At 60.5% G+C, this 18,653-nt stretch carries 18 protein-coding genes, 1 pseudogene and 1 riboswitch; of the genes and pseudogenes, 10 read left to right on the top strand and 9 right to left on the bottom strand.

Going from position 1 to position 18,653, the window contains the following annotated elements:
- The first annotated feature begins 49 nt into the window (after window positions 1-49).
- Complete coding sequence (locus AB4N48_RS02470) at window positions 50-337, top strand: PA4642 family protein (RefSeq protein ID WP_041479985.1); 288 nt, start codon at window positions 50-52, stop codon at window positions 335-337.
- A gap of 137 nt (window positions 338-474) precedes the next feature.
- Here the strand turns inward: AB4N48_RS02470 and mqo are convergent, their stop codons facing one another.
- Together mqo and AB4N48_RS02480 are read right to left on the bottom strand one after the other, a co-directional pair.
- The gene (gene mqo, locus AB4N48_RS02475; RefSeq protein WP_024014277.1) at window positions 475-1,983 is read right to left on the bottom strand and encodes a malate dehydrogenase (quinone); all 1,509 of its coding nucleotides are present in this window, start codon (window positions 1,981-1,983) and stop codon (window positions 475-477) included.
- 703 nt (window positions 1,984-2,686) lie between these two features.
- A complete protein-coding gene (locus AB4N48_RS02480; protein WP_039761314.1) occupies window positions 2,687-2,920 on the bottom strand; it encodes a hypothetical protein in 234 nt (77 codons plus the stop codon).
- Window positions 2,921-3,125: 205 nt separating this feature from the next.
- Between AB4N48_RS02480 and AB4N48_RS02485 the strand changes: the two genes are divergently transcribed.
- Entirely contained in the window at window positions 3,126-3,710 is a 585-nt protein-coding gene (locus AB4N48_RS02485) for a YajG family lipoprotein (protein ID WP_039761315.1), read from the top strand.
- Window positions 3,711-3,957: 247 nt separating this feature from the next.
- On the opposite strand, the gene AB4N48_RS02490 is transcribed toward AB4N48_RS02485, so the two are convergent.
- On the bottom strand, window positions 3,958-4,164 hold the full coding sequence (locus AB4N48_RS02490; protein ID WP_095181665.1) for a hypothetical protein: 207 nt from the start codon (window positions 4,162-4,164) through the stop codon (window positions 3,958-3,960).
- 193 nt (window positions 4,165-4,357) lie between these two features.
- On the opposite strand from AB4N48_RS02490, the gene AB4N48_RS02495 reads away from it, so the two are divergent.
- Window positions 4,358-4,636, top strand: a complete 279-nt coding sequence (locus AB4N48_RS02495) for a hypothetical protein (RefSeq protein WP_016770663.1) — start codon at window positions 4,358-4,360, stop codon at window positions 4,634-4,636.
- Between the two features lie 132 nt (window positions 4,637-4,768).
- Here AB4N48_RS02495 and AB4N48_RS02500 read toward each other — a convergent pair whose 3' ends face one another.
- Window positions 4,769-5,935 carry a 1-acyl-sn-glycerol-3-phosphate acyltransferase gene (locus tag AB4N48_RS02500; RefSeq protein ID WP_041479984.1) on the bottom strand — a complete coding sequence of 389 codons (1,167 nt, stop codon included), beginning with the start codon at window positions 5,933-5,935 and terminating at the stop codon, window positions 4,769-4,771.
- 138 nt (window positions 5,936-6,073) lie between these two features.
- On the opposite strand from AB4N48_RS02500, the gene AB4N48_RS02505 reads away from it, so the two are divergent.
- From AB4N48_RS02505 to AB4N48_RS02515, 3 genes are read left to right on the top strand one after another with little or no spacing between them, the layout of a single operon-like run.
- Window positions 6,074-6,256 (top strand): CPXCG motif-containing cysteine-rich protein, encoded by a 183-nt coding sequence (locus tag AB4N48_RS02505; RefSeq protein WP_041479983.1) that lies wholly within the window; start codon window positions 6,074-6,076, stop codon window positions 6,254-6,256.
- Between the two features lie 9 nt (window positions 6,257-6,265).
- The gene (locus AB4N48_RS02510) at window positions 6,266-6,526 is read left to right on the top strand and encodes a putative signal transducing protein (protein ID WP_041479982.1); all 261 of its coding nucleotides are present in this window, start codon (window positions 6,266-6,268) and stop codon (window positions 6,524-6,526) included.
- 35 nt (window positions 6,527-6,561) lie between these two features.
- Window positions 6,562-7,185, top strand: coding sequence for an SOS response-associated peptidase (locus tag AB4N48_RS02515; protein ID WP_039761324.1), 624 nt, complete (start codon window positions 6,562-6,564; stop codon window positions 7,183-7,185).
- 207 nt (window positions 7,186-7,392) lie between these two features.
- On the opposite strand, the gene AB4N48_RS02520 is transcribed toward AB4N48_RS02515, so the two are convergent.
- A complete protein-coding gene (locus tag AB4N48_RS02520) occupies window positions 7,393-8,235 on the bottom strand; it encodes a methyl-accepting chemotaxis protein (protein WP_370593580.1) in 843 nt (280 codons plus the stop codon).
- 60 nt (window positions 8,236-8,295) lie between these two features.
- A pseudogene (locus tag AB4N48_RS02525) lies at window positions 8,296-9,534 on the bottom strand (cache domain-containing protein); the annotation flags it as partial.
- A gap of 251 nt (window positions 9,535-9,785) precedes the next feature.
- Here AB4N48_RS02525 and AB4N48_RS02530 point away from each other — a divergent pair.
- Window positions 9,786-10,604, top strand: coding sequence for a M48 family metallopeptidase (locus AB4N48_RS02530; RefSeq protein ID WP_305381521.1), 819 nt, complete (start codon window positions 9,786-9,788; stop codon window positions 10,602-10,604).
- 157 nt (window positions 10,605-10,761) lie between these two features.
- Here the strand turns inward: AB4N48_RS02530 and AB4N48_RS02535 are convergent, their stop codons facing one another.
- From AB4N48_RS02535 to AB4N48_RS02545, 3 genes are all read right to left on the bottom strand, one after another.
- Window positions 10,762-11,346, bottom strand: a complete 585-nt coding sequence (locus tag AB4N48_RS02535; RefSeq protein WP_016773243.1) for a TMEM165/GDT1 family protein — start codon at window positions 11,344-11,346, stop codon at window positions 10,762-10,764.
- Window positions 11,347-11,434: 88 nt separating this feature from the next.
- Window positions 11,435-11,559, bottom strand: a riboswitch (yybP-ykoY riboswitch).
- Window positions 11,560-11,598: 39 nt separating this feature from the next.
- The gene (locus tag AB4N48_RS02540) at window positions 11,599-12,597 is read right to left on the bottom strand and encodes a class I SAM-dependent methyltransferase (protein ID WP_056790248.1); all 999 of its coding nucleotides are present in this window, start codon (window positions 12,595-12,597) and stop codon (window positions 11,599-11,601) included.
- A 31-nt stretch (window positions 12,598-12,628) separates the two neighbouring features.
- Window positions 12,629-13,594, bottom strand: a complete 966-nt coding sequence (locus AB4N48_RS02545; RefSeq protein WP_423522907.1) for a 2-hydroxyacid dehydrogenase — start codon at window positions 13,592-13,594, stop codon at window positions 12,629-12,631.
- A gap of 240 nt (window positions 13,595-13,834) precedes the next feature.
- Here AB4N48_RS02545 and AB4N48_RS02550 point away from each other — a divergent pair, with 240 nt between their 5' ends.
- The 3 genes from AB4N48_RS02550 (at window position 13,835) to AB4N48_RS02560 (ending at window position 18,642) form a co-directional block, all read left to right on the top strand.
- Window positions 13,835-14,464 (top strand): LysE family translocator, encoded by a 630-nt coding sequence (locus AB4N48_RS02550; protein WP_056790244.1) that lies wholly within the window; start codon window positions 13,835-13,837, stop codon window positions 14,462-14,464.
- A 268-nt stretch (window positions 14,465-14,732) separates the two neighbouring features.
- Window positions 14,733-16,415: a fatty acid--CoA ligase gene (locus tag AB4N48_RS02555; RefSeq protein ID WP_460094739.1), complete on the top strand. Its 1,683-nt coding sequence runs from the start codon at window positions 14,733-14,735 to the stop codon at window positions 16,413-16,415.
- Between the two features lie 337 nt (window positions 16,416-16,752).
- Complete coding sequence (locus AB4N48_RS02560) at window positions 16,753-18,642, top strand: DUF1302 domain-containing protein (RefSeq protein WP_073473478.1); 1,890 nt, start codon at window positions 16,753-16,755, stop codon at window positions 18,640-18,642.
- Window positions 18,643-18,653 lie beyond the last annotated feature (11 nt).

The raw sequence follows: 18,653 nt of genomic DNA on the forward strand, positions 1-18,653 counted from the left end.
CAAGGGTAAACTGCCCGCCCCGTGTCATGTCTGCGAGCTGGAGTCGGCAATGCGTAAAGATAAGAAACAAGTGATTGGTGACGAGATCGGCGATGAGCAGATCAAGCTGTTCCTCGATTTTGAGCCGGTCGACGCCACTTCGCCGTCGCTGCACAAACTGATCAAGGCCTATCGCGGTTTGCGCATCGATGATTTCGAGCGCTTTCTGGGCTTCTTCGTTGCGGCGGGTTATGACGTTGATGGCAAGGATGAGCAGGGCAAGACCTTTGTTGACCTGATCGCCGATCAGCGCAACGCCCCGGACTACATCGAGCTGATCGAAAAGTCCCGCTCTTAAGATCAAAAGATCGCAGCCTTCGGCTGCTCCTACACGGGATTGATTTACACCCTGTAGGAGCTGCCGAAGGCTGCGATCTTTTGCTTTTCAAGGCCATAAAAAACGCCCCGATCGGGGCGTTTTTTCATGCCGCAAGATCAAGCGAAGCTTGGCGTCTCGCTGCTTTCTTCAACCAGTTCCAGGGCGATGTTGTTCTGCGTGTTGATCTTGCGATACAGCGCAGCATCGGTTTCCAGAACCTTTTCACGGGCCGGGAAGATTTCCGCGAGTTTGCTTGCCCACTCGCCTGACGCCTTGGCCGGGAAGCACTTCTCGATCAGTTCGAGCATGATCGAAACGGTCACCGACGCGCCTGGCGAAGCGCCGAGCAGGGCGGCGAGGGAGCCGTCCTTCGCCGCGACCAGTTCGGTACCGAACTGCAGGATGCCGCCCTTTTTCGGGTCCTTCTTGATGATCTGCACCCGTTGCCCGGCCACTTCCAGGCGCCAGTCTTCGGCTTTCGCCTGCGGGTAGAAACGCCGCAGCGATTCCAGGCGCTGTTCCATCGATTGCATCACTTCGCTGACCAGGTACTTGGTCAGGTCCATGTTGTTTTTCGCCACCGCCAGCATCGGCCCGATGTTGCCGGCGCGCACCGACATCGGCAGGTCCATGAAGGAGCCATGCTTGAGGAACTTGGTGGTGAAACCGGCGTATGGCCCGAACAGCAGGGATTTCTTGCCGTCGACGACGCGAGTGTCGAGGTGCGGCACCGACATCGGTGGCGAACCCACGGCCGCCTGGCTGTAAACCTTGGCCTGGTGGTGCTTGACCACTTCCGGGTTATCGCAACGCAGCCACTGGCCACTGATCGGGAAGCCGCCGAAGCCTTTGCTTTCTTCGATGCCCGAAGCCTGCAGCAACGGCAGGGCCGCGCCACCGGCACCGAGGAAGACAAACTTTGCGTCGACTTCGCGGGTGTTGCCGTTGTTGACGTCCTTGATGCTGACGGTCCAGCCGGCGCCGTTACGCTTGAGGCCGGTCACGCGCTTGCAGTATTTGACCTGAGTGTCCGGGGCGCTGCTCAGGTGCTTGAGCAACTGATTGGTCAGGGCGCCGAAGTTGACGTCGGTGCCGTTCATCACACGGGTGGCGGCGAGGACTTCGTCCGGCGAGCGGCCCGGCATCATCAGCGGCATCCACTCGGCCATCTTGCCCTTGTCTTCGGTGTATTCCATGTCGGCAAACGCGTGGTGCTTGCTCAGGACATTGAAGCGCTCCTTGAGGAACGACACACCGCTCTCGCCCTGAACGAAACTCAGGTGCGGAACCGGGCTGATGAAGGATTTGCACGAGCCGAACGTGCCTTTTTTGGTCAGGTACGACCAGAACTGCTTCGACACCTCGAACTGGGTGTTGATGTGCACGGCTTTCTTGATGTCGACGCTGCCATCGGCGGCCTGCGGCGTGTAGTTCAGCTCGCACAGGCCGGCGTGACCGGTACCGGCGTTGTTCCACGGATTGGAACTCTCGGCGGCGCCGGAATCCATCAGCTCGACGACTTCCAGCTTGATCGCGGGGTCGAGCTCTTTGAGCAGTACGGCCAGGGTGGCACTCATGATGCCGGCCCCTACCAGAACTACGTCGACTGCTTCGTTATGCGCCATTTAACGCGTCTCCCAAATCTGCAGCACCAAATTGTCGGCATGGCTGCCAGGCGTTCCAGGGCAGGTCAGTGGGCCCGGGCTATCCGTGGTCAGGTGGGCCATGTCCGAATCTTCGCAATTTTTCGCAACTTCGACGGATGCGTGCGGCCTGGTTTCAAGCGTTCCATGAACGCATTTTCGCGCAGGGCTGGCAATTCGACTTATGGTCGAGTCATCCGTTTTCGTGCAACCAAATCCGTAGCGGACAGGCTTCAGGCTCCGATGTTCGAGGTATACCCGGTCCTGTGTCGTTGGGCTGTTTCAGACGCTAATGGTGCATGTTCAGACGCAAAACTATTCATTTGCTCGCCACACTCTTGTGAAGTTGTGAAAACCCGTTTTTTTCACGCTCTTTTGAAGACGTGAACCTCAAAAAGGGCTGCCTTGGCCTGGCACCTGCCCGCTAGGGCAAAACAACGCGGTGGCCGAGCGAATGACAGCTCTGCAGATTCGCGAAAAGCGGGTTTTTGCCGGAAGAACAGGCAAGCGCGCCAACTTCACTCGATCTGTGTGGGCGGCTCTCTGTGGGCGATTTTGATGTCGATGCATGCGCATTGACGCTGTTGCGGGGCCCGATCAGGAGACGTCCTTATAATCGGGGGGAGATTGTAGCGAAGAAATGCGCGCAGTTGCTCGTGTTTAATGACTTTTATTAGGCATCCGGTCAGATGCTCAACTGCACCTGACCCCGTGCGCGCATTTGTCGCGGTACGACCCGGGCGCTGGCGGGCAGCGGCTGGTTCAGCCAGGTCAGGCGGATTTCTTCGATTTCCACCCAGCCGTCGCCCATCGGTTGCAGGCTGCACTGCTTGAAGGCCTGGCAATGACCGTTGCGGTCGAGCAGGGCAAAGCTGCGATGCAGCGGGCGTGGGGCGAACAGCGAGATCAGATAACGCATGGCAGAGTTCCTTGAAGGAGGACTGCTGTGAAGCTTGCCGGTGGGCCGTGACGTCGCGGTGTATGGACGGTGAAGAATGTGTGACAGGAACCGCTTTCAGCGGGGTTTGTCAGACATTTCAGTATTCACTGTGCGACGCTGGTTACGCGCAGTGGCCCACCGCTATACTGCCGGCCTGTTTGTGCCTGATTCTGGAGAGAAGAGCATGTTGCAACGCCTGTTGTTCGGTTTGATCACTGTCGCCGGTTTGACCCTCGCCGGCTGCGCCCACAGCCCGCAACAACTGAATCCGGAGCCGAAGCTGACCACGCAACTGCCAGCGGTCGGTCGCGGCCAGCCTGTCATCGTGCGTGTGGTCGACGGTCGTCCGTCGCCAACCCTCGGCACCCGTGGCGGTCTGTACCCGGAAACCAGCGCCATCACCGTGCAGCGCGAGCAGATCCTGCCGAAGCTGCAGGCCCAGGCCGAAGCCGCCGTACGTTTGCTCGGCTTCACCCCGACCACCAGCGCACCTAACGCGCCGCAGCTGACCGTGACCCTGGCCGAGCTGAAATACCAGTCGCCGAAAGAAGGCATGTACGTGACCGAAGCCACCATCGGCGCGACCTTCCGCTCCGACGTGCAGAACGCCAACCGCCGTTACAGCGGCCGTTACGGTGCGTCGCTGGACCAGCGCTTCGGCATGGCGCCGAATCAGGAGACCAATACCAAACTGGTCAGCGATGTATTGAGTGACGCACTGACGCGTCTGTTCAAGGACCCGACCGTGGGTCAGGTGCTCGCTGAGTAAGCTTGCGGCGAATATGAAAAAGCCCGGGGCCAGTGATGGTTCCGGGCTTTTTTGTGGATCTGAGATTTGTGTCGTATGGGAAATCGATTCCCCTCACCCCAGCCCTCTCCCGAGGGAGAGGGAGCCGATCGCGTGTGCTTCAAAACCTGAATTCGGCGCGGTATCTCAAGTCGGCGTATCTACCGCAAACACCTCGGTCAGTCCCCTCCCCCTCTGGGAGAGGGCTAGGGTGAGGGTCTTTTGACGTTCAGGCAGCCTGAGAATAGAAATCAAGCACGCTCACGCCAGTCAACAAATCTGTCTCGGGCAGGTCCGCATGCTGATGCCCGCCCAGCGCGCAATACACCAGCCAGTGCCGATCCTGCACGTTGAAGGCAAGGCTGCCGATCAGGCTTTGCTGGTCGTCGTAAGGAGTGATGAGGTACAGGCGATCCTGGTTTTCCGCGTGCAGCATGTCGCATTCCATTCGGGTTTCGAGGCGCGCAGGGTGAAGCATCCACGTGACGATGCCATGACACAGGACAGCCATCGGTCGATTGTCAGGTTATTTGTCGCAAAGGCTGGGGCAGGGCGTCAGGGTTTGGGTAGAATCCGCGCCGCGGTCGTCGGTCTGGCGTCTGCCACACCGGTTAAGTTCGAGGTCTGTGATGTCGCTGCACTTGATGACGCTGTTTACCGCCCATCCCGCCAAGTTGATCAACCTGCTGGCCTTGCTGCTGGCCTTTCCCGGCAGCTGGCTGCTGCACGCGACCCGCCGCCGCGAGCAACGCGCCCAGGCCAGTCTGGCGGCACAGCGCCAGGCGCAGCCCAATGCCGAGCCGATGCTCGATTGGGCGACGTTGCGCATGAACCGGTTTTTCTATCGCTTCGGATTTGCTTGCCTGGGGCTTGCTTTGATCGTCTCCTGGATCAGCACGCGCTTCTGAAAGCAAAAGCAAACCCTGTGGCGAGGGGATTTATCCCCGCTGGACTGCGTAGCAGGCCCCGTTTTTCTCAGGTAAAAACTTGGGAGCGCTGCGCACTCCAACGGGGATAAATCCCCTCGCCACAGCCGTTGCCTACAGCGGCAGTCCAGCCTTGACCCGGTATTGATTACGCACCGGCGTCGCATATTGCAGCACCAGATATGGACGATGCTCAGCGGGGCACGCATCCAGTCGGCTTTGCCATTCATCCTGCGCCTTGGCCAGTTCGTCAGCCGGGAACACCTCGGCCGCCGTCGGCACATTCAGTTGCGGATCGGCATCCGCCCACTGCGCGTACGCCAGGTAATGCACCGGGAACAGCCGGTAGCCGCCGAGAATCTGCTTGTCCATCTCGATCGCCAATTGCTTGGTGTCCTCGAACACCTCAGTGATCGGCGCGGCAAAGTTCACGTGCACCCGGCCCTTGTAACCGGTGATGCCCTTCGCGATGCTCACGTCATCCTCGCCCGGCGCCTTGGCGTAGGTGCCGGTGGTGGCGCGGATGTAGAGTTCGCGGGCCTTGGCCTGGTCGCAGGGGTCGTACTCATAGCTGATCGACACCGGCGTCACGTTGAGCGAGCGGATCACTTCGCCGAACGGCTCGTCCTTGCGGCTCATGTGGAACATCTTGAGGATCGCCGACTCGGTGCGGTCGTCGCCGTCCTTCGCCCGACCTTCAGCCTGAGCAATCCAGATCGACGCGCAGTCGTTGCGGATCGAGTGGTTGATGTACGCCGACAGCAACTGATAAGCAGCCATCTTCTCGCGGCGGCCGGTGATCGAGCGGTGGACGATAAAGCTCTTGTTCAAGCGCATCAGGTCGCTGACAAACGGCTTTTGCAGCAGGTTGTCGCCAATCGCGATGCGCGGCGTCGGCAGGCCGGCGTGGTACACCGCGTAGTTGACGAAGGCCGGGTCCATGACGATATCCCGGTGGTTGGCGATGAACAGGTAGGCGCTGCCGGACTTGAACTGCTCGACACCGGTATAGGTCACGCCGTCGGTGGCGCGCTCGATGGTGTGGTCGACGTAGAACTCGACTTTGTCCTGTAAGGTAGCCACGGAATTCACGTCGGCAAACTCACGACGCAGCCGATGGGCTATAAGAGGTTTGAGCATCCAGCCGAAGGCACCGGCAAAACGCGGGAAGCGGAAGTGGGTGAGGATATCTAGAAACGCCTTGTCGCCGAGCAGCCTTGCCAGTACCGCAGGTACTTCGCTGTCGTCGTAAGGTCGGATGGCATCGAATTCGCCCATCATGCTCTCTTGTTGGAAACGGCTAGGGTAAGTAAAGGGTTTGATCGAAAACCCGCAGGGCACGGTCTGAAAAGTAGCCAGACAAAAATAGCCCTGCAAATAGACCGGCGATTATACGCACAAGTCACTTGGGAGACCGCGATGCTGGAAGATGCACGGTATGAATGTCCGTATTGCGGTGAGGAAGTCGAGACCACGCTGGATTTGTCCGGCGGCGATCAAACGTATATCGAGGATTGCCAGGTGTGCTGTCGTCCGATCACCTTTGTCCTGCAAGTCCATGAGGACGAGTGGCATCTGGAAGTCTTCAGCGAAAACGAGTGAGGGCCGCGTATGCAGCGCATCTACGAACCGGCGAACCTGATGGAAGGGGAGATGCTCAAGGGCATGCTCGCCAACGAAGGAATCGAGGCGCACCTGATCGGCTGTGATCTGGTGGGCGGTACGGGTGAACTGCCGATCTTCGGCCTGCTCGGGCTGTCGGTGGATAACGATCAGGCCGAATACGCCCGCGAGCTGATCAACTTGTACAATGCCGCGCTGCCGCTACACGGCGACGAACCGGAGAGCTTCCCCGGGACGCTGGTCTGTTAGGCTGGCGCTGGTTTTATTCAGAGTTATGTTGCCCCATGTGTGGACGTTATGCCCTGTTTCGCTGGAACCGCGACTTTGCGGCCCTGCCAGGTTTTCCCGCCGATCAACAGGCGCAGTGGAACATTTCCCCCAATGATTCGGTGTTGATGCTGCGTGCCGACGAAGACGGCCAGCGCACGTTGGCCCGTGCGCGCTGGGGCCTGACACCGCCGTGGCTGACCGATCTGTCGAAGACCCCGGCCCATGCTCGCGCCGAAACCGTGGCCGAGCAGCCGATGTTTCGTGAGGCGCTGCGTCTGCGGCGTTGCCTGCTGCCGGCCAACGGCTTTTACGAATGGCGCGGCACCCAGCGCAAGCGACCGTACTGGTTGACGCCGGGGGAGGGCTCGTCGTTGTTTTTCGCCGCGATCTGGGAAGCGTATCCGGTGCAAGAACAGGTCTGGCTGAGCACGGCAGTGATCACTCAATCGGCGGCGAGTCAGCGGCGACCGTTGATTCTCGATGAAGCGGGGCAGGCTGCCTGGCTTGATCCCGAAACGCCGCTTCATGTGTTGCAGGGTTTGCTCGCCAGTGAACCGGCGGCGCTGCGTGAGCGGGTGTTGGCGAATCTGGTGAATGATCCGAAGTTGAATGGGCCGGAGTGTTTGACCCCGGCTTGATTTGCGTGGATCAAAAGCCCCTCACCCCAGCCCTCTCCCGGAGGGAGAGGGAGCCGAATGGGGGATGCTTCAGAGGTACACCGACCTGAACGATCTGTTGTGAATCCATAATCGACCGTTTTTTTCAGGTCGATGTATAGCGCAAGACATCGCGGTCGGTCCCCTCTCCCCTCCGGGAGAGGGCTAGGGTGAGGGGCTCTTGATCTTTCAGACCTTGAATTGATTGATCAACCGCCGCTGCTGCTCCGCCAGTTTGGTCAACCCGGCGCTCGCCGAACTCGATTCATCCGCACCGCCGGCCACTTCATTCGCCACCTGACCGATGTTGATCACATTGCGGTTGATGTCGTCGGCCACTGCGCTTTGCTCTTCTGCCGCACTGGCGATCTGCGTGTTCATGTCGTTGATCACCGACACGGCCTGGGTGATCGTCTCCAGCGCTTCGGCCGCTTTCGCCGCGTGCTGCACGCTTTCGTCGGTGCGGTTCTGGCTGTCTTCCATGACGCGCACCACATCGCGGGTGCCCTGTTGCAACTGCTGGATCATGCTCTGGATTTCTTCGGTGGCCTTCTGGGTTTTCTGCGCCAGATTGCGCACCTCGTCGGCGACCACGGCAAAACCGCGACCCTGCTCACCGGCTCGCGCGGCTTCGATCGCCGCGTTCAGTGCCAGCAGATTGGTCTGTTCAGCGATGCCGCGAATGGCAGTGAGAATGGCGTTGATGTTTTCGCTGTCCTTGGCCAGCGTCTGCACCACCTCGACAGCCTTGCCGATTTCCACCGCCAGTACGCCAATCGAATTCGAGGTGTCGCGCACGATCTGCATGCCCTGGCTGGCGGCCTGATCGGCGTGGCTTGCCGCTTGTGCGGCCTGGGTGGCGTTGCGCGCCACATCCTGGGCGGTGGCGGTCATTTCCTGCACCGCTGTCGCCACTTGATCGATTTCGGCCATTTGTTTCTGCACGCCGATGTTGGTGCGGATGGCGATGTCGGCGGTGTGTTCCGAGGAATCGCTGACGCTCTGCACCGAGGTCACCACCTGGGTGATCATCGCCTGCAACTTGCCGAGGAAGGTGTTGAAGCCTTTGGCAATCGAGCCCAGTTCATCGCTGCGGTCGCTGCTCAAGCGCCGGGTCAGATCGCCTTCGCCCTGAGCGATGTCATCAAGCATGGCGACCATTTGCTTGAGTGGCCGCGCGATGCCGTGACCCACCAGCCAGATCACCAGCAGGCCGATGCCGGCGATGATCAGGCCGACCATGGCCATGCCGAAGGTGTCGGACTTGCGCTGGGCATCAAGGTCGGCCTGCAGGGTTTGCAGATCGGCCATGACGGCGTTGAGCGGCAATTGCAGCATCAGCGTCCAGCGTGCGTCGGTCTGGCCGATGCCGAACGGCAGGTACAGTTCGATGCGGCCCTTGGCCTGATTCATCGAGTAGGTGACCTCGTCGCGCTTGAGACTGGCCAGATTGCTGGTTTGTTCGGCGTCGAGAATGTCGCTGACTTTTTCACCGAATTTGCTCGAGTCCTTGGTGTAGGCAACGATCCGCCCGTTGCCGCCGACCAGGGCCATTTCACCGGCACCGCTGTAGAGTTTCTGGTTGGCGGCAAGGAGCATGTCCTGAATGAAGTTCACCGAGAGGTCGGCGCCGACGATGCCCTGGAACGCCCCGTTGACCATGATCGGTTCAATGAACGAGGCAAGCATGACGATCTTGTCGCCGACCTTGTACGGTGCCGGGTCGATCACGCAGGCTTTCTTCGTCTCTTTCGAGCACAGGTAGTACTCGCTGGCGCGCACCCCGGTGGACAAGGTTTTCTGATCGTCGACATCGGCCAGTTTGTCCACGCCCAGACTGCCGTCGGTATTGCGGAACCACCACGGCAAAAAGCGCCCGGTGGCCGGATCGATACCGACCACGGCGCTGCCGATGTAGGCCGCGTCATTGTGGTCCAGTGCGTTTTTTTCCCAGCCGATGTAGGTGCCGAGAACCTTCGGGTTCTTTTCTACGTTTTCCTTGATCAGGCTGATCAGTTGCTCGCGGCTGACGCTCAGGCGCGGCTGACCGTCGGCGCCGGTTGTACCGAGCAGGGCGTTGACGCGCACCAGGCCGCCGGCAATCAGCAGCGGCGCTTCGAGTTCGCGCTGGATCTGGCTGACCTGGGTCTGCGCCAGCGAGGTCAGGCGCTGTTCGATGACTTGCTCGAACTGCGCCTGGGTGCGCTGTTGCACCATTTCTTGAGTGCGGGCGCCGGAAAACAGCGCGTACAGCACCAGCGCCGCGACCACGCTGAGAACGATGGCGCCGGCCAGAGCGGCGACGGAAAACTGGATCGACTTGAACTTCATGGGAGCTCCGCACGCAAGAGGACATTCTGCGAGGGATTTATCGGCGGGGTGTGCGGTGCCATGAGAGACGTTGGTCGGAATCGCCGCGCGATGTCGCTGATGGATCGGTGCGCGGCGGATTCAATGCGCGTTGAGGAATTTCCAGCCAGTCTTGCGGCCATAGCTGAATGTACGCGCAATGCGTCCGTTGTATCTGGCGCCAATACAATTAGCCGCCTAGGATACGCCTCAGGTTTTCAGGGAGCTTTTGAATGAACAAGACATTAGTGGTAAGTGCTTTGAGCGCAGCGCTGTTGCTGGCCGGTTGTCAGTCGGTCAACACCACCAGCGGCGGTGCCGTGGGTGTGGAGCGCAAGCAGTACATGTTCAGCATGCTGTCCTCGCAAGAGGTCGACCAGATGTACGCGCAGTCGTATCAGAAGACCGTCGGCGAGGCGTCGAGCAAAGGTGTGCTGGACAAGACCAGCCCGGAAGCCAAACGCGTGCAGACCATCGCCAACCGCTTGATCGCCCAGGCGCCAACCTTCCGCCCGGACGCGGCGCAGTGGCAATGGGAAGTCAATCTGATCAAGAGCGATGAGCTCAACGCCAACTGCGGTCCCGGCGGCAAGATCATTTTCTACACCGGGCTGATCGACAGCCTGAAACTCACCGACGATGAAATCGCTGCGGTCATGGGCCATGAAATCGCCCACGCCCTGCGCGAGCACGGCCGTGAGGCGATGTCCAAAGCCTATGGCATGGAAATGGCCAAGCAGGGCGCCGGCGCTTTGTTCGGTCTGGGTCAGGACAGCCTGGCGCTGGCCGACACCGTAGCCAACTACGGCATGACCTTGCCCAACAGTCGCGCCAACGAAAACGAAGCCGACCTGATCGGCCTGGAACTGGCCGCCCGCGCCGGTTACAACCCGAACGCGGCGATCACCCTGTGGGACAAGATGAGCAAGGCTTCCGAAGAAGCGCCACCGGAATTCATGAGCACTCACCCGGCATCCAGCAGCCGCATTGCTGCGTTGCAGGCAGCGATTCCGAAAGTAATGCCGTTGTACGAAAAAGCCCCGAAGTCCTGAGCCAATGATCGTTCCCACGCTCTGCGTGGGAATGCAGCCCGGGACGCTCTGCGTCCCATTGGAACGCGGAGCGTCCCTTGAGGCATTCCCACGCAGAGCGTGGGAACGATCCTTCAAATCCCCTCACCACAGGTTTTGGGTAGTTCAGTAGACGGGGTTAAACCCAGCCGCTGCTCTGCATCGCTTTATAAACCGCAACAATCGCCAGAATCATGAACGCCGAAGCCGCGAGGCGGCGGATCAGGGTCAGCGGCAGTTTCTCTGCGGCAAAATTACCCGCCAGTACCACCGGCACGTTGGCAATCAGCATGCCCACGGTGGTGCCGATGATCACCAGCCACAGTTCCGGATATTGCGCGGCGAGCATCACCGTGGCGATCTGGGTCTTATCGCCGATTTCCGCCAGGAAGAATGCGATCAGTGTGGTCAGGAACGGCCCGAACTTGCGCGCCGTGCTGGCCTCGTCGTCATCCATCTTGTCCGGGACCAGCGTCCACAGCGCCGTGGCGGCGAAGCTGGCGGCGAGGATCCAGTGCAGAACGGCGTCGGAGAAGAAACTGCCGAACCAGGCACCTACCGCACCGGCTGCTGCGTGGTTGGCCAGGGTCGCGGCGACAATCCCGGCGATGATCGGCCAGGGTTTGCGGAAGCGAGCGGCGAGAATCAGCGCGAGCAGTTGCGTCTTGTCGCCGATTTCGGCCAAGGCAACGATTGCGGTGGGAACGAGTAACGAGTCCAGCATCAGGGATTTCCTAAGGGGCGGGTCGACACGGCTATGACACGTACAGCCTTCCCGCCCCGGGTAAGGTGTGCGTGTCATAGGTCTTGTCAAACCCTGCGATCCGTCTGGTGCGGACGCTTGGGTCGCATACGCCATGATCTGAGGATCAAGTATGTTGACGTATGCCGGACGAGCTTGGCGCTCGTGGGAGACTACTCCCCTAGGACGGAGCGGATTCTGCCTAGGCAAATCCGATTGGGCAAGAACAAATTTTCAACCGCGCTTGGCCCGGTAAATCCGGAAACCATTGCCTTCAGCCTTGATCGCACACACGCCCAGGTGCTCCTCGATCAACGGCTGATACTTGAGAAAGCTGTTCGCCACAAGGCGCAGTTCGCCGCCGTTTTTCAGATGTTTTGCCGCTTTTCGCAGCAGGTTCTCCGTAGCGAAATAATCGGTGTGCACGCCGACATGGAACGGCGGATTGCTCAGAATCGCGCTCAAACCCATCGGCGCGGCATCGATGCCGTCGCCGGTCAGCACTTCCGCCTCCAGGCCGTTGGCGGCCAGGGTCAGACGGCTGCTGGCGGCGGCGAACGCGTCGACATCCAGCAACGTCACCTGATTGTGCGGATAGCGACGTTTCACCGCAGCCCCGAGCACGCCGGCGCCGCAACCGAAATCGAGCAGATGGCCGCTCGGCAGTTTGTCCAGATGCTCCAGCAGCAGGGCGCTGCCGCGATCCAGTCGACCGTGGCTGAACACGCCCGGCAAACTGATGACTTTCAACGGCCCTTCGGCCAGGGGCAGTTCGTAGGTCTGCGCAAGACTTTCCAGGGATTTCGCTTCAGGCGCATTGGCCACGGTGACTTGCCAGAGTTGGCAGTGCCGGGCGCTGTCGAGTTTGCGTGGCTTGCCGAACGGATTGAGCTGTTTGGATGCGCCTTCGATGCCGCTGCGTTTTTCCCCGACCAGAAACACCTCACGCCCGGCCAGACGCGACGCCACGGCGTTGAGGATGTAATCGGTCAGGTCCTTGGATTTGGGCAGAAACACCACAGCGCTGTCGAACTCACGCTCGGGCACGTTCACGCCGAACTGGCTGCGGCCCTCGAAACGCGCGTCCAGTGCGGCTTGATCGCCAGCGTGCCAGCACCAGCCGAATGCATTGGGCAGGCGTCCGAGCAAATCATCGGCGGGCAGGCCGGCCAACAGCAGCGAACCCTGGAATAACTCGGCCTGACGAAGCAGTACTTCACTGCGCGGATCCATAACTGCTCCTTGAAAAAAGTGCCGCAGTTTATCAACTGACGACCCGCAGCGCCTCACCGCTGAAGAACGCCTGGGCGTTTTCGCTCAGTTGCCCGACGATACGCTGGCGTGCCTCGCGGCTGCCCCAGGCGTTGTGCGGGGTGACGATCAGGCGCGGGATATCGGCGGCGAGCAGCGGATTGCCCTGGGTCGGTGGCTCGACACTCAACACATCGGTCGCCGCACCGCCGAGGTGACCGCTGCGCAAAGCGTCGGCCAGCGCTTGCTCGTCGATCAAGCCGCCACGGGCGGTATTGACCACAAATGCGCCAGGCTTCATCGAGGCCAGTTCGCGGGCACCGATGAAATGCCGGGTGTGCTCGTTGAGCGGGCAGTGCAGGGTGAGCGCGTCGATCTGCGGCAGCAGTTCTTCCAGCGGCAAGCGATCCGGCCGAGCCGGGCGCCCGGGAATCTGTCCGAGCAACACACGCATGCCGAACGCTTCGGCCAATCGCGCCACGGCGCCACCGAGCTCGCCATGGCCGAGCAGGCCGAGGGTTTTGCCTTGCAGTTCGACGATCGGGTAGTCGAGCAGGCAGAACTGTTTCGCCTGCTGCCAGCGGCCTGCGCTCACAGCTTTCTGATAGTCGGCCAGGCGCGTGGCGAGGTTGAGCAACAGCATGATCGTGTGTTGCGCCACCGACGGCGTGCCGTAAGCCTGGCAATTGCACACGGTGATGCCGTGGGCGCGGGCGGCAGTGAGGTCGACATTGTTGGTGCCGGTGGCGCTGATCAGGATCAGTTTCAGTTGCGGGTTGGCGGCCATGGCAGCAGCGTCGATCACAACTTTGTTGGTGATCGCCACTCCGGCGCCTTGCAGGCGTTCGCTGACCTGTTCCGGCAACGTCTGGGCGAACAGCTGCAAGTCGCTGAAGCATTCGCGCAACGGACCGAGGTCCAGATCGCCGAGATCCAGCGAAGGGTGATCAAGGAATACCGCGCGGCGCGTGTTCGTCATCAACTGTACCTTTTGTGCTGTGAGCGGAGGGCGTACTCTGCCGAGCCTACCAGATGAAACAATTGGTTACTCGACACCGAGATGCCTTGAACTCTTGTGGGAGCGAGCCTGCTCGCGAAAGCTCTGGCCCAGTCAATATCTCTGTTGGCTTACCCAGCGCTTTCGCGAGCAGGCTCGCTCCCACAGGGAAAGCATTCGACAATGAGTCCAGTGTGAACATTCGAATCCTGAGGAGCCCCCATGTACTGGACCGAGTTCTTGACCGTTGCCCTGATCCACTTGCTTGCCGTGGCCAGCCCCGGCCCGGATTTTGCCGTGGTCGTGCGCGAGAGCGTGACCCATGGTCGCCGCGCCGGTACCTGGACCGCGCTGGGCGTGGGCTCGGCGATTTTCCTGCATGTCGGCTATTCGTTGCTCGGCATCGGTCTGATCGTGTCGCAGTCGATCGTGCTGTTCAACGCGCTGAAGTGGGCGGCGGCGGCTTACCTGCTGTACATCGGCTTCAAGGCCTTGCGCGCACAACCGGCGAAAACCGTCACCGATGACTTGCACCGGGAAACCGGCGTACGCACCGCGCGGGGCGCGTTTACCTCGGGCTTCGTCACCAACGGCCTGAACCCGAAAGCCACGCTGTTTTTTCTCTCGCTGTTCACCGTGGTGATCAATCCGCACACGCCGCTGGCCGTGCAGGCCGGTTACGGCGTTTACCTGGCGGTGGCGACGGCGATCTGGTTCTGTCTGGTGGCGATGCTGTTCAGCCAACACCGCGTGCGCGCCGGCTTCGCCCGCATGGGCCACTGGTTCGACCGCACCATGGGCGCGGTGCTGATCGCTCTCGGCGTGAAAATCGCTTTTACCGAGATGCACTGACCGGGCCGCATTGTTCTCTTGCAGGAGCTGACGAGTGCAACGAGGCTGCGATCTTTTGATCTTGTCTTTTCATAAGCAAATCAAAAGATCGCAGCCTTCGGCAGCTCCTACAGGGGCCATATCCAATTTCCCGATACCTGGGGTGCTGGCGCAAAGCTAGCATTTGTACGGCTCTGCAAATCATTCCTTTGGCTGATTTGACTGTCAGGCAGGCGCACTAGAGTACGAATCTCTCCGCCAACACCGTGCAGTCAGAAAAGGGATTCTTATGTTGCAGACTCGGGTCATTCCGCCGGCCGATGGGGCCTACCAGTATCCATTGCTGATCAAACGGCTGCTGATGTCCGGCGCCCGTTACGAGAAAACCCGCGAAATCATCTACCGCGACCAGTTGCGCTACAGCTATCCGACCCTGATCGAGCGGGTTGCGCGGCTGGCCAACGTGCTGACGGCTGCCGGGGTCAAGGCCGGTGACACCGTGGCGGTGATGGACTGGGACAGCCACCGTTATCTGGAATGCATGTTCGCCATTCCGATGATCGGCGCGGTGATCCACACCATCAACGTGCGTCTGTCGCCCGAGCAGATCCTCTACACCATGAACCATGCCGAGGACCGCTTCGTGCTGGTCAACAGCGAGTTCGTCGGGCTGTATCAGGCCATCGCGCCGCAGCTGACCACGGTGGGGAAAACCCTGCTGCTGACCGATCTGCCGGAGAAAACCGCAGAGCTGCGGAACCTCGTCGGCGAATACGAGCAACTGCTGGCCGCTGCGAGTGCGCAATACAATTTCCAGGACTTCGACGAAAACTCGGTCGCCACCACGTTCTACACCACCGGCACCACGGGCAATCCCAAAGGCGTGTATTTCACCCATCGGCAACTGGTGCTGCACACCATCGGCGTGGCGACGATCATGGGTTCGATCGACAGCGTACGGCTGCTCGGCACCAACGATGTGTACATGCCGATCACGCCGATGTTCCACGTTCACGCCTGGGGTTTGCCGTACGTGGCGACCATGCTCGGGCTCAAGCAGGTCTACCCGGGGCGTTACGATCCGGAGTATCTGGTGGAGTTGTGGCGCAAGGAGAAGGTCACCTTTTCCCATTGCGTGCCGACCATCCTGCAGATGCTGCTCAACGCCAAGGCCGCGCAGGGTGCCGACTTTGGCGGCTGGAAAATCGTCATCGGCGGCAGCGCGCTCAATCGCAGCCTCTATGAAAACGCCAAGGCCCGTGGCATTCAGCTGACAGCCGCATACGGCATGTCGGAAACCGGGCCGCTGGTGTCTTGCGCGCACCTCAACGACGAACTGATGGCCGGCAGCGAAGACGAGCGCACCACTTACCGGATCAAGGCTGGCGTGCCGGGGCCGTTGGTCGAAGCGGCGATTGTCGACGGCGACGGCAATTTCCTTCCCGCCGACGGTGAAACCCAGGGCGAACTGGTGCTGCGCGCGCCGTGGCTGACCGAAGGCTATTTCAATGAACCGCAGAAGGGCGCCGAGCTCTGGGCCGGTGGCTGGTTGCACACCGGCGACGTCGCCACGCTCGACAGCATGGGCGTGATTGATATTCGTGATCGCATCAAGGACGTGATCAAGACCGGCGGCGAGTGGATCTCCTCCCTTGACCTCGAAGACCTCATCAGCCGGCATGCGGCGGTACGCGAAGTAGCAGTGGTGGGCATCGCCGATCCGCAGTGGGGCGAGCGCCCGTTTGCCTTGCTGGTGGTCCGCGAAGGGCAGGTGATCGGTGCACGGGAACTGAAGGAACACCTCAAGCCGTTCGTCGAGCTGGGACACTTGAGCAAGTGGGCGATCCCCAGTCAGATCGCCCTTGTTACCGAAATTCCCAAGACCAGCGTCGGCAAGCTCGACAAGAAGCGCATTCGCCTCGACATTACCGAGTGGCAGGCCAACAACAGCACCTTCCTTTCGACACTTTGAGTGTCTGCTGGCGCGCCGAAACCGGCGCGCCAGACCCACCAAGCAAGCGCTTGGCTTGTGAAATCGAAAAAATCAGCCATCCTTGCCCTGCCGACGTGTGTCGGACTGGCGAAAGGACTGTTCCAGAGTGGTTGGCGGCTGCAAATCACACTTTAGAGGGATCAAGCACTACCACCCGCTGGATATAGTCCCCTCAAGGACTTTTTAGAAACGGAGCACACGCACTGATCGGGGCGAGCAACTCTGGAGTGATTTCGGGCAACCCTGGCGCCCGGTCCTCCACAGCGTTTTTAAAAGTACTCACTGCCATAACAATAATGCACATGGAGTAGCGTCGATGACCTCAGTAAACCAGTTCTGGCGCCGGGCGAAACTGCCTCTGGCGGTCAGTCTTGCCTCCTCGCTCGCCGGGCCTGCATTCGGCGTCAGTTTCAACGTCGGTGAAATCGAAGGCCAGTTCGACTCGTCCCTGTCGATCGGTGCCAGTTGGTCTACTCAGAGCCCGAACAAGAACCTTATCGGCGTCAACAACGGCGGCCGTGGCCTGTCGCAGACTTCCGATGACGGGCACGCCAACTTCAAGAGCGGCGAAACCTTTTCGAAGATCTTCAAGGGCATCCATGACCTTGAATTGAAATACGGCGACACCGGCGTGTTCGTCCGTGGCAAATACTGGTACGACTTCGAACTGAAGGACGAGAGCCGTCAGTTCAAGGACATCAGCGACAGCAACCGCAAAGAGGGCGCCAAGTCCTCCGGCGGGCAGATCCTCGACGCCTTCGTCTACCACAACTACGCGATTGCCGATCAGCCGGGCTCCGTGCGTCTGGGCAAGCAGGTAGTGAGCTGGGGTGAAAGTACCTTCATCGGCGGTGGCATCAACTCGATCAACCCGATCGACGTCTCCGCGTTCCGTCGTCCGGGCGCCGAGATCAAGGAAGGCCTGATTCCGGTCAACATGTTCTATGTGTCGCAGAGCCTCACCGATAACCTCTCGGCCGAAGCGTTCTACCAACTGGAATGGGACCAGACCGTCGTCGACAACTGCGGCACCTTCTTCTCCCAGCCGGACATCGTTGCTGACGGTTGCGACAGCAATCTGCGCGTACTGAACAAGCGTTCGCAGATTCCGGCGATCGCTTTGGGGCCGTTGGCCGCCAACGGTGTGAACGTCGACCAAGAAGGCGTGCTGGTGCGCCGTGGGCCGGACCGTGACGCGCGCGACAGCGGTCAGTGGGGCGCGTCCCTCAAATACATGTTCGAGCCACTCGACACCGAGTTCGGTGCCTACTTCATGAACTACCACAGCCGTGCGCCGATCTTCAGTGCAACCGGCGCACCCCAGTCGGTCTACAACACTGCCGCCGCGCTGCCGGGGCCGTTCGCCGCACTCGCACCCCTGCTGGTCGCGGGCAACTCGAACTACTTCATCGAATACCCGGAAGACATTCGCCTCTACGGTCTGAGCTTCTCCACCACTCTGCCTACCGGTACGGCGTGGAGCGGTGAGATCAGCTATCGTCCGAACGCGCCGGTGCAACTGAACTCCACCGACATCCTGTTTGCCGGCGTGCGTCCACTGGGCGGCGCGCTGACCAACGCTTCGTTGCTCACTGGCGTGCCGGGTCAGGACCTGCATGGCTATGAGCGCAAGGAAATCACCCAGATCCAGACGACCTTCACGCACTTCTTCGATCAGGTCATGGGCGCCAGCCGTCTGACCCTCGTTGGTGAAGTCGGCGCGACCTACGTCGGTGGCCTGGAAAGCCGTTCCGACAAGCGTTATGGCCGCGATCCGGTCTACGGTCCGGGTGAGTTGCCGGCTACTGGCACAGTCGATACCTGCGCCAACATCCTCAACAACAGCACGATCAACGGCGCCGGTCCCGGTTCGCCGCAGAACAACCGCAGCCGCAATTGCGAAAACGACGGCTTCACCACGTCGATGTCGTGGGGCTACCGTGGTCGGGCGATCTGGGAATACAACGACGTGTTTGCCGGTGTGAACCTGAAGCCGAACGTGGCCTGGTCCCACGACGTGAGCGGTTATTCGCCAGGCCCTGGCGGCAACTTCGAGGAAGGTCGCAAAGCGGTCAGCCTGGGCGTCGACGCCGAATACCAGAACACCTACACCGCGAGCCTGGCTTACACCAATTTCTTCGACGGCAAGTACACCACCGTGGATGACCGCGACTTCGTGGCGCTCAGCTTCGGCGTGAACTTCTAAGCACTGCATTT

Source organism: Pseudomonas sp. S2_C11, assembly GCF_054668395.1.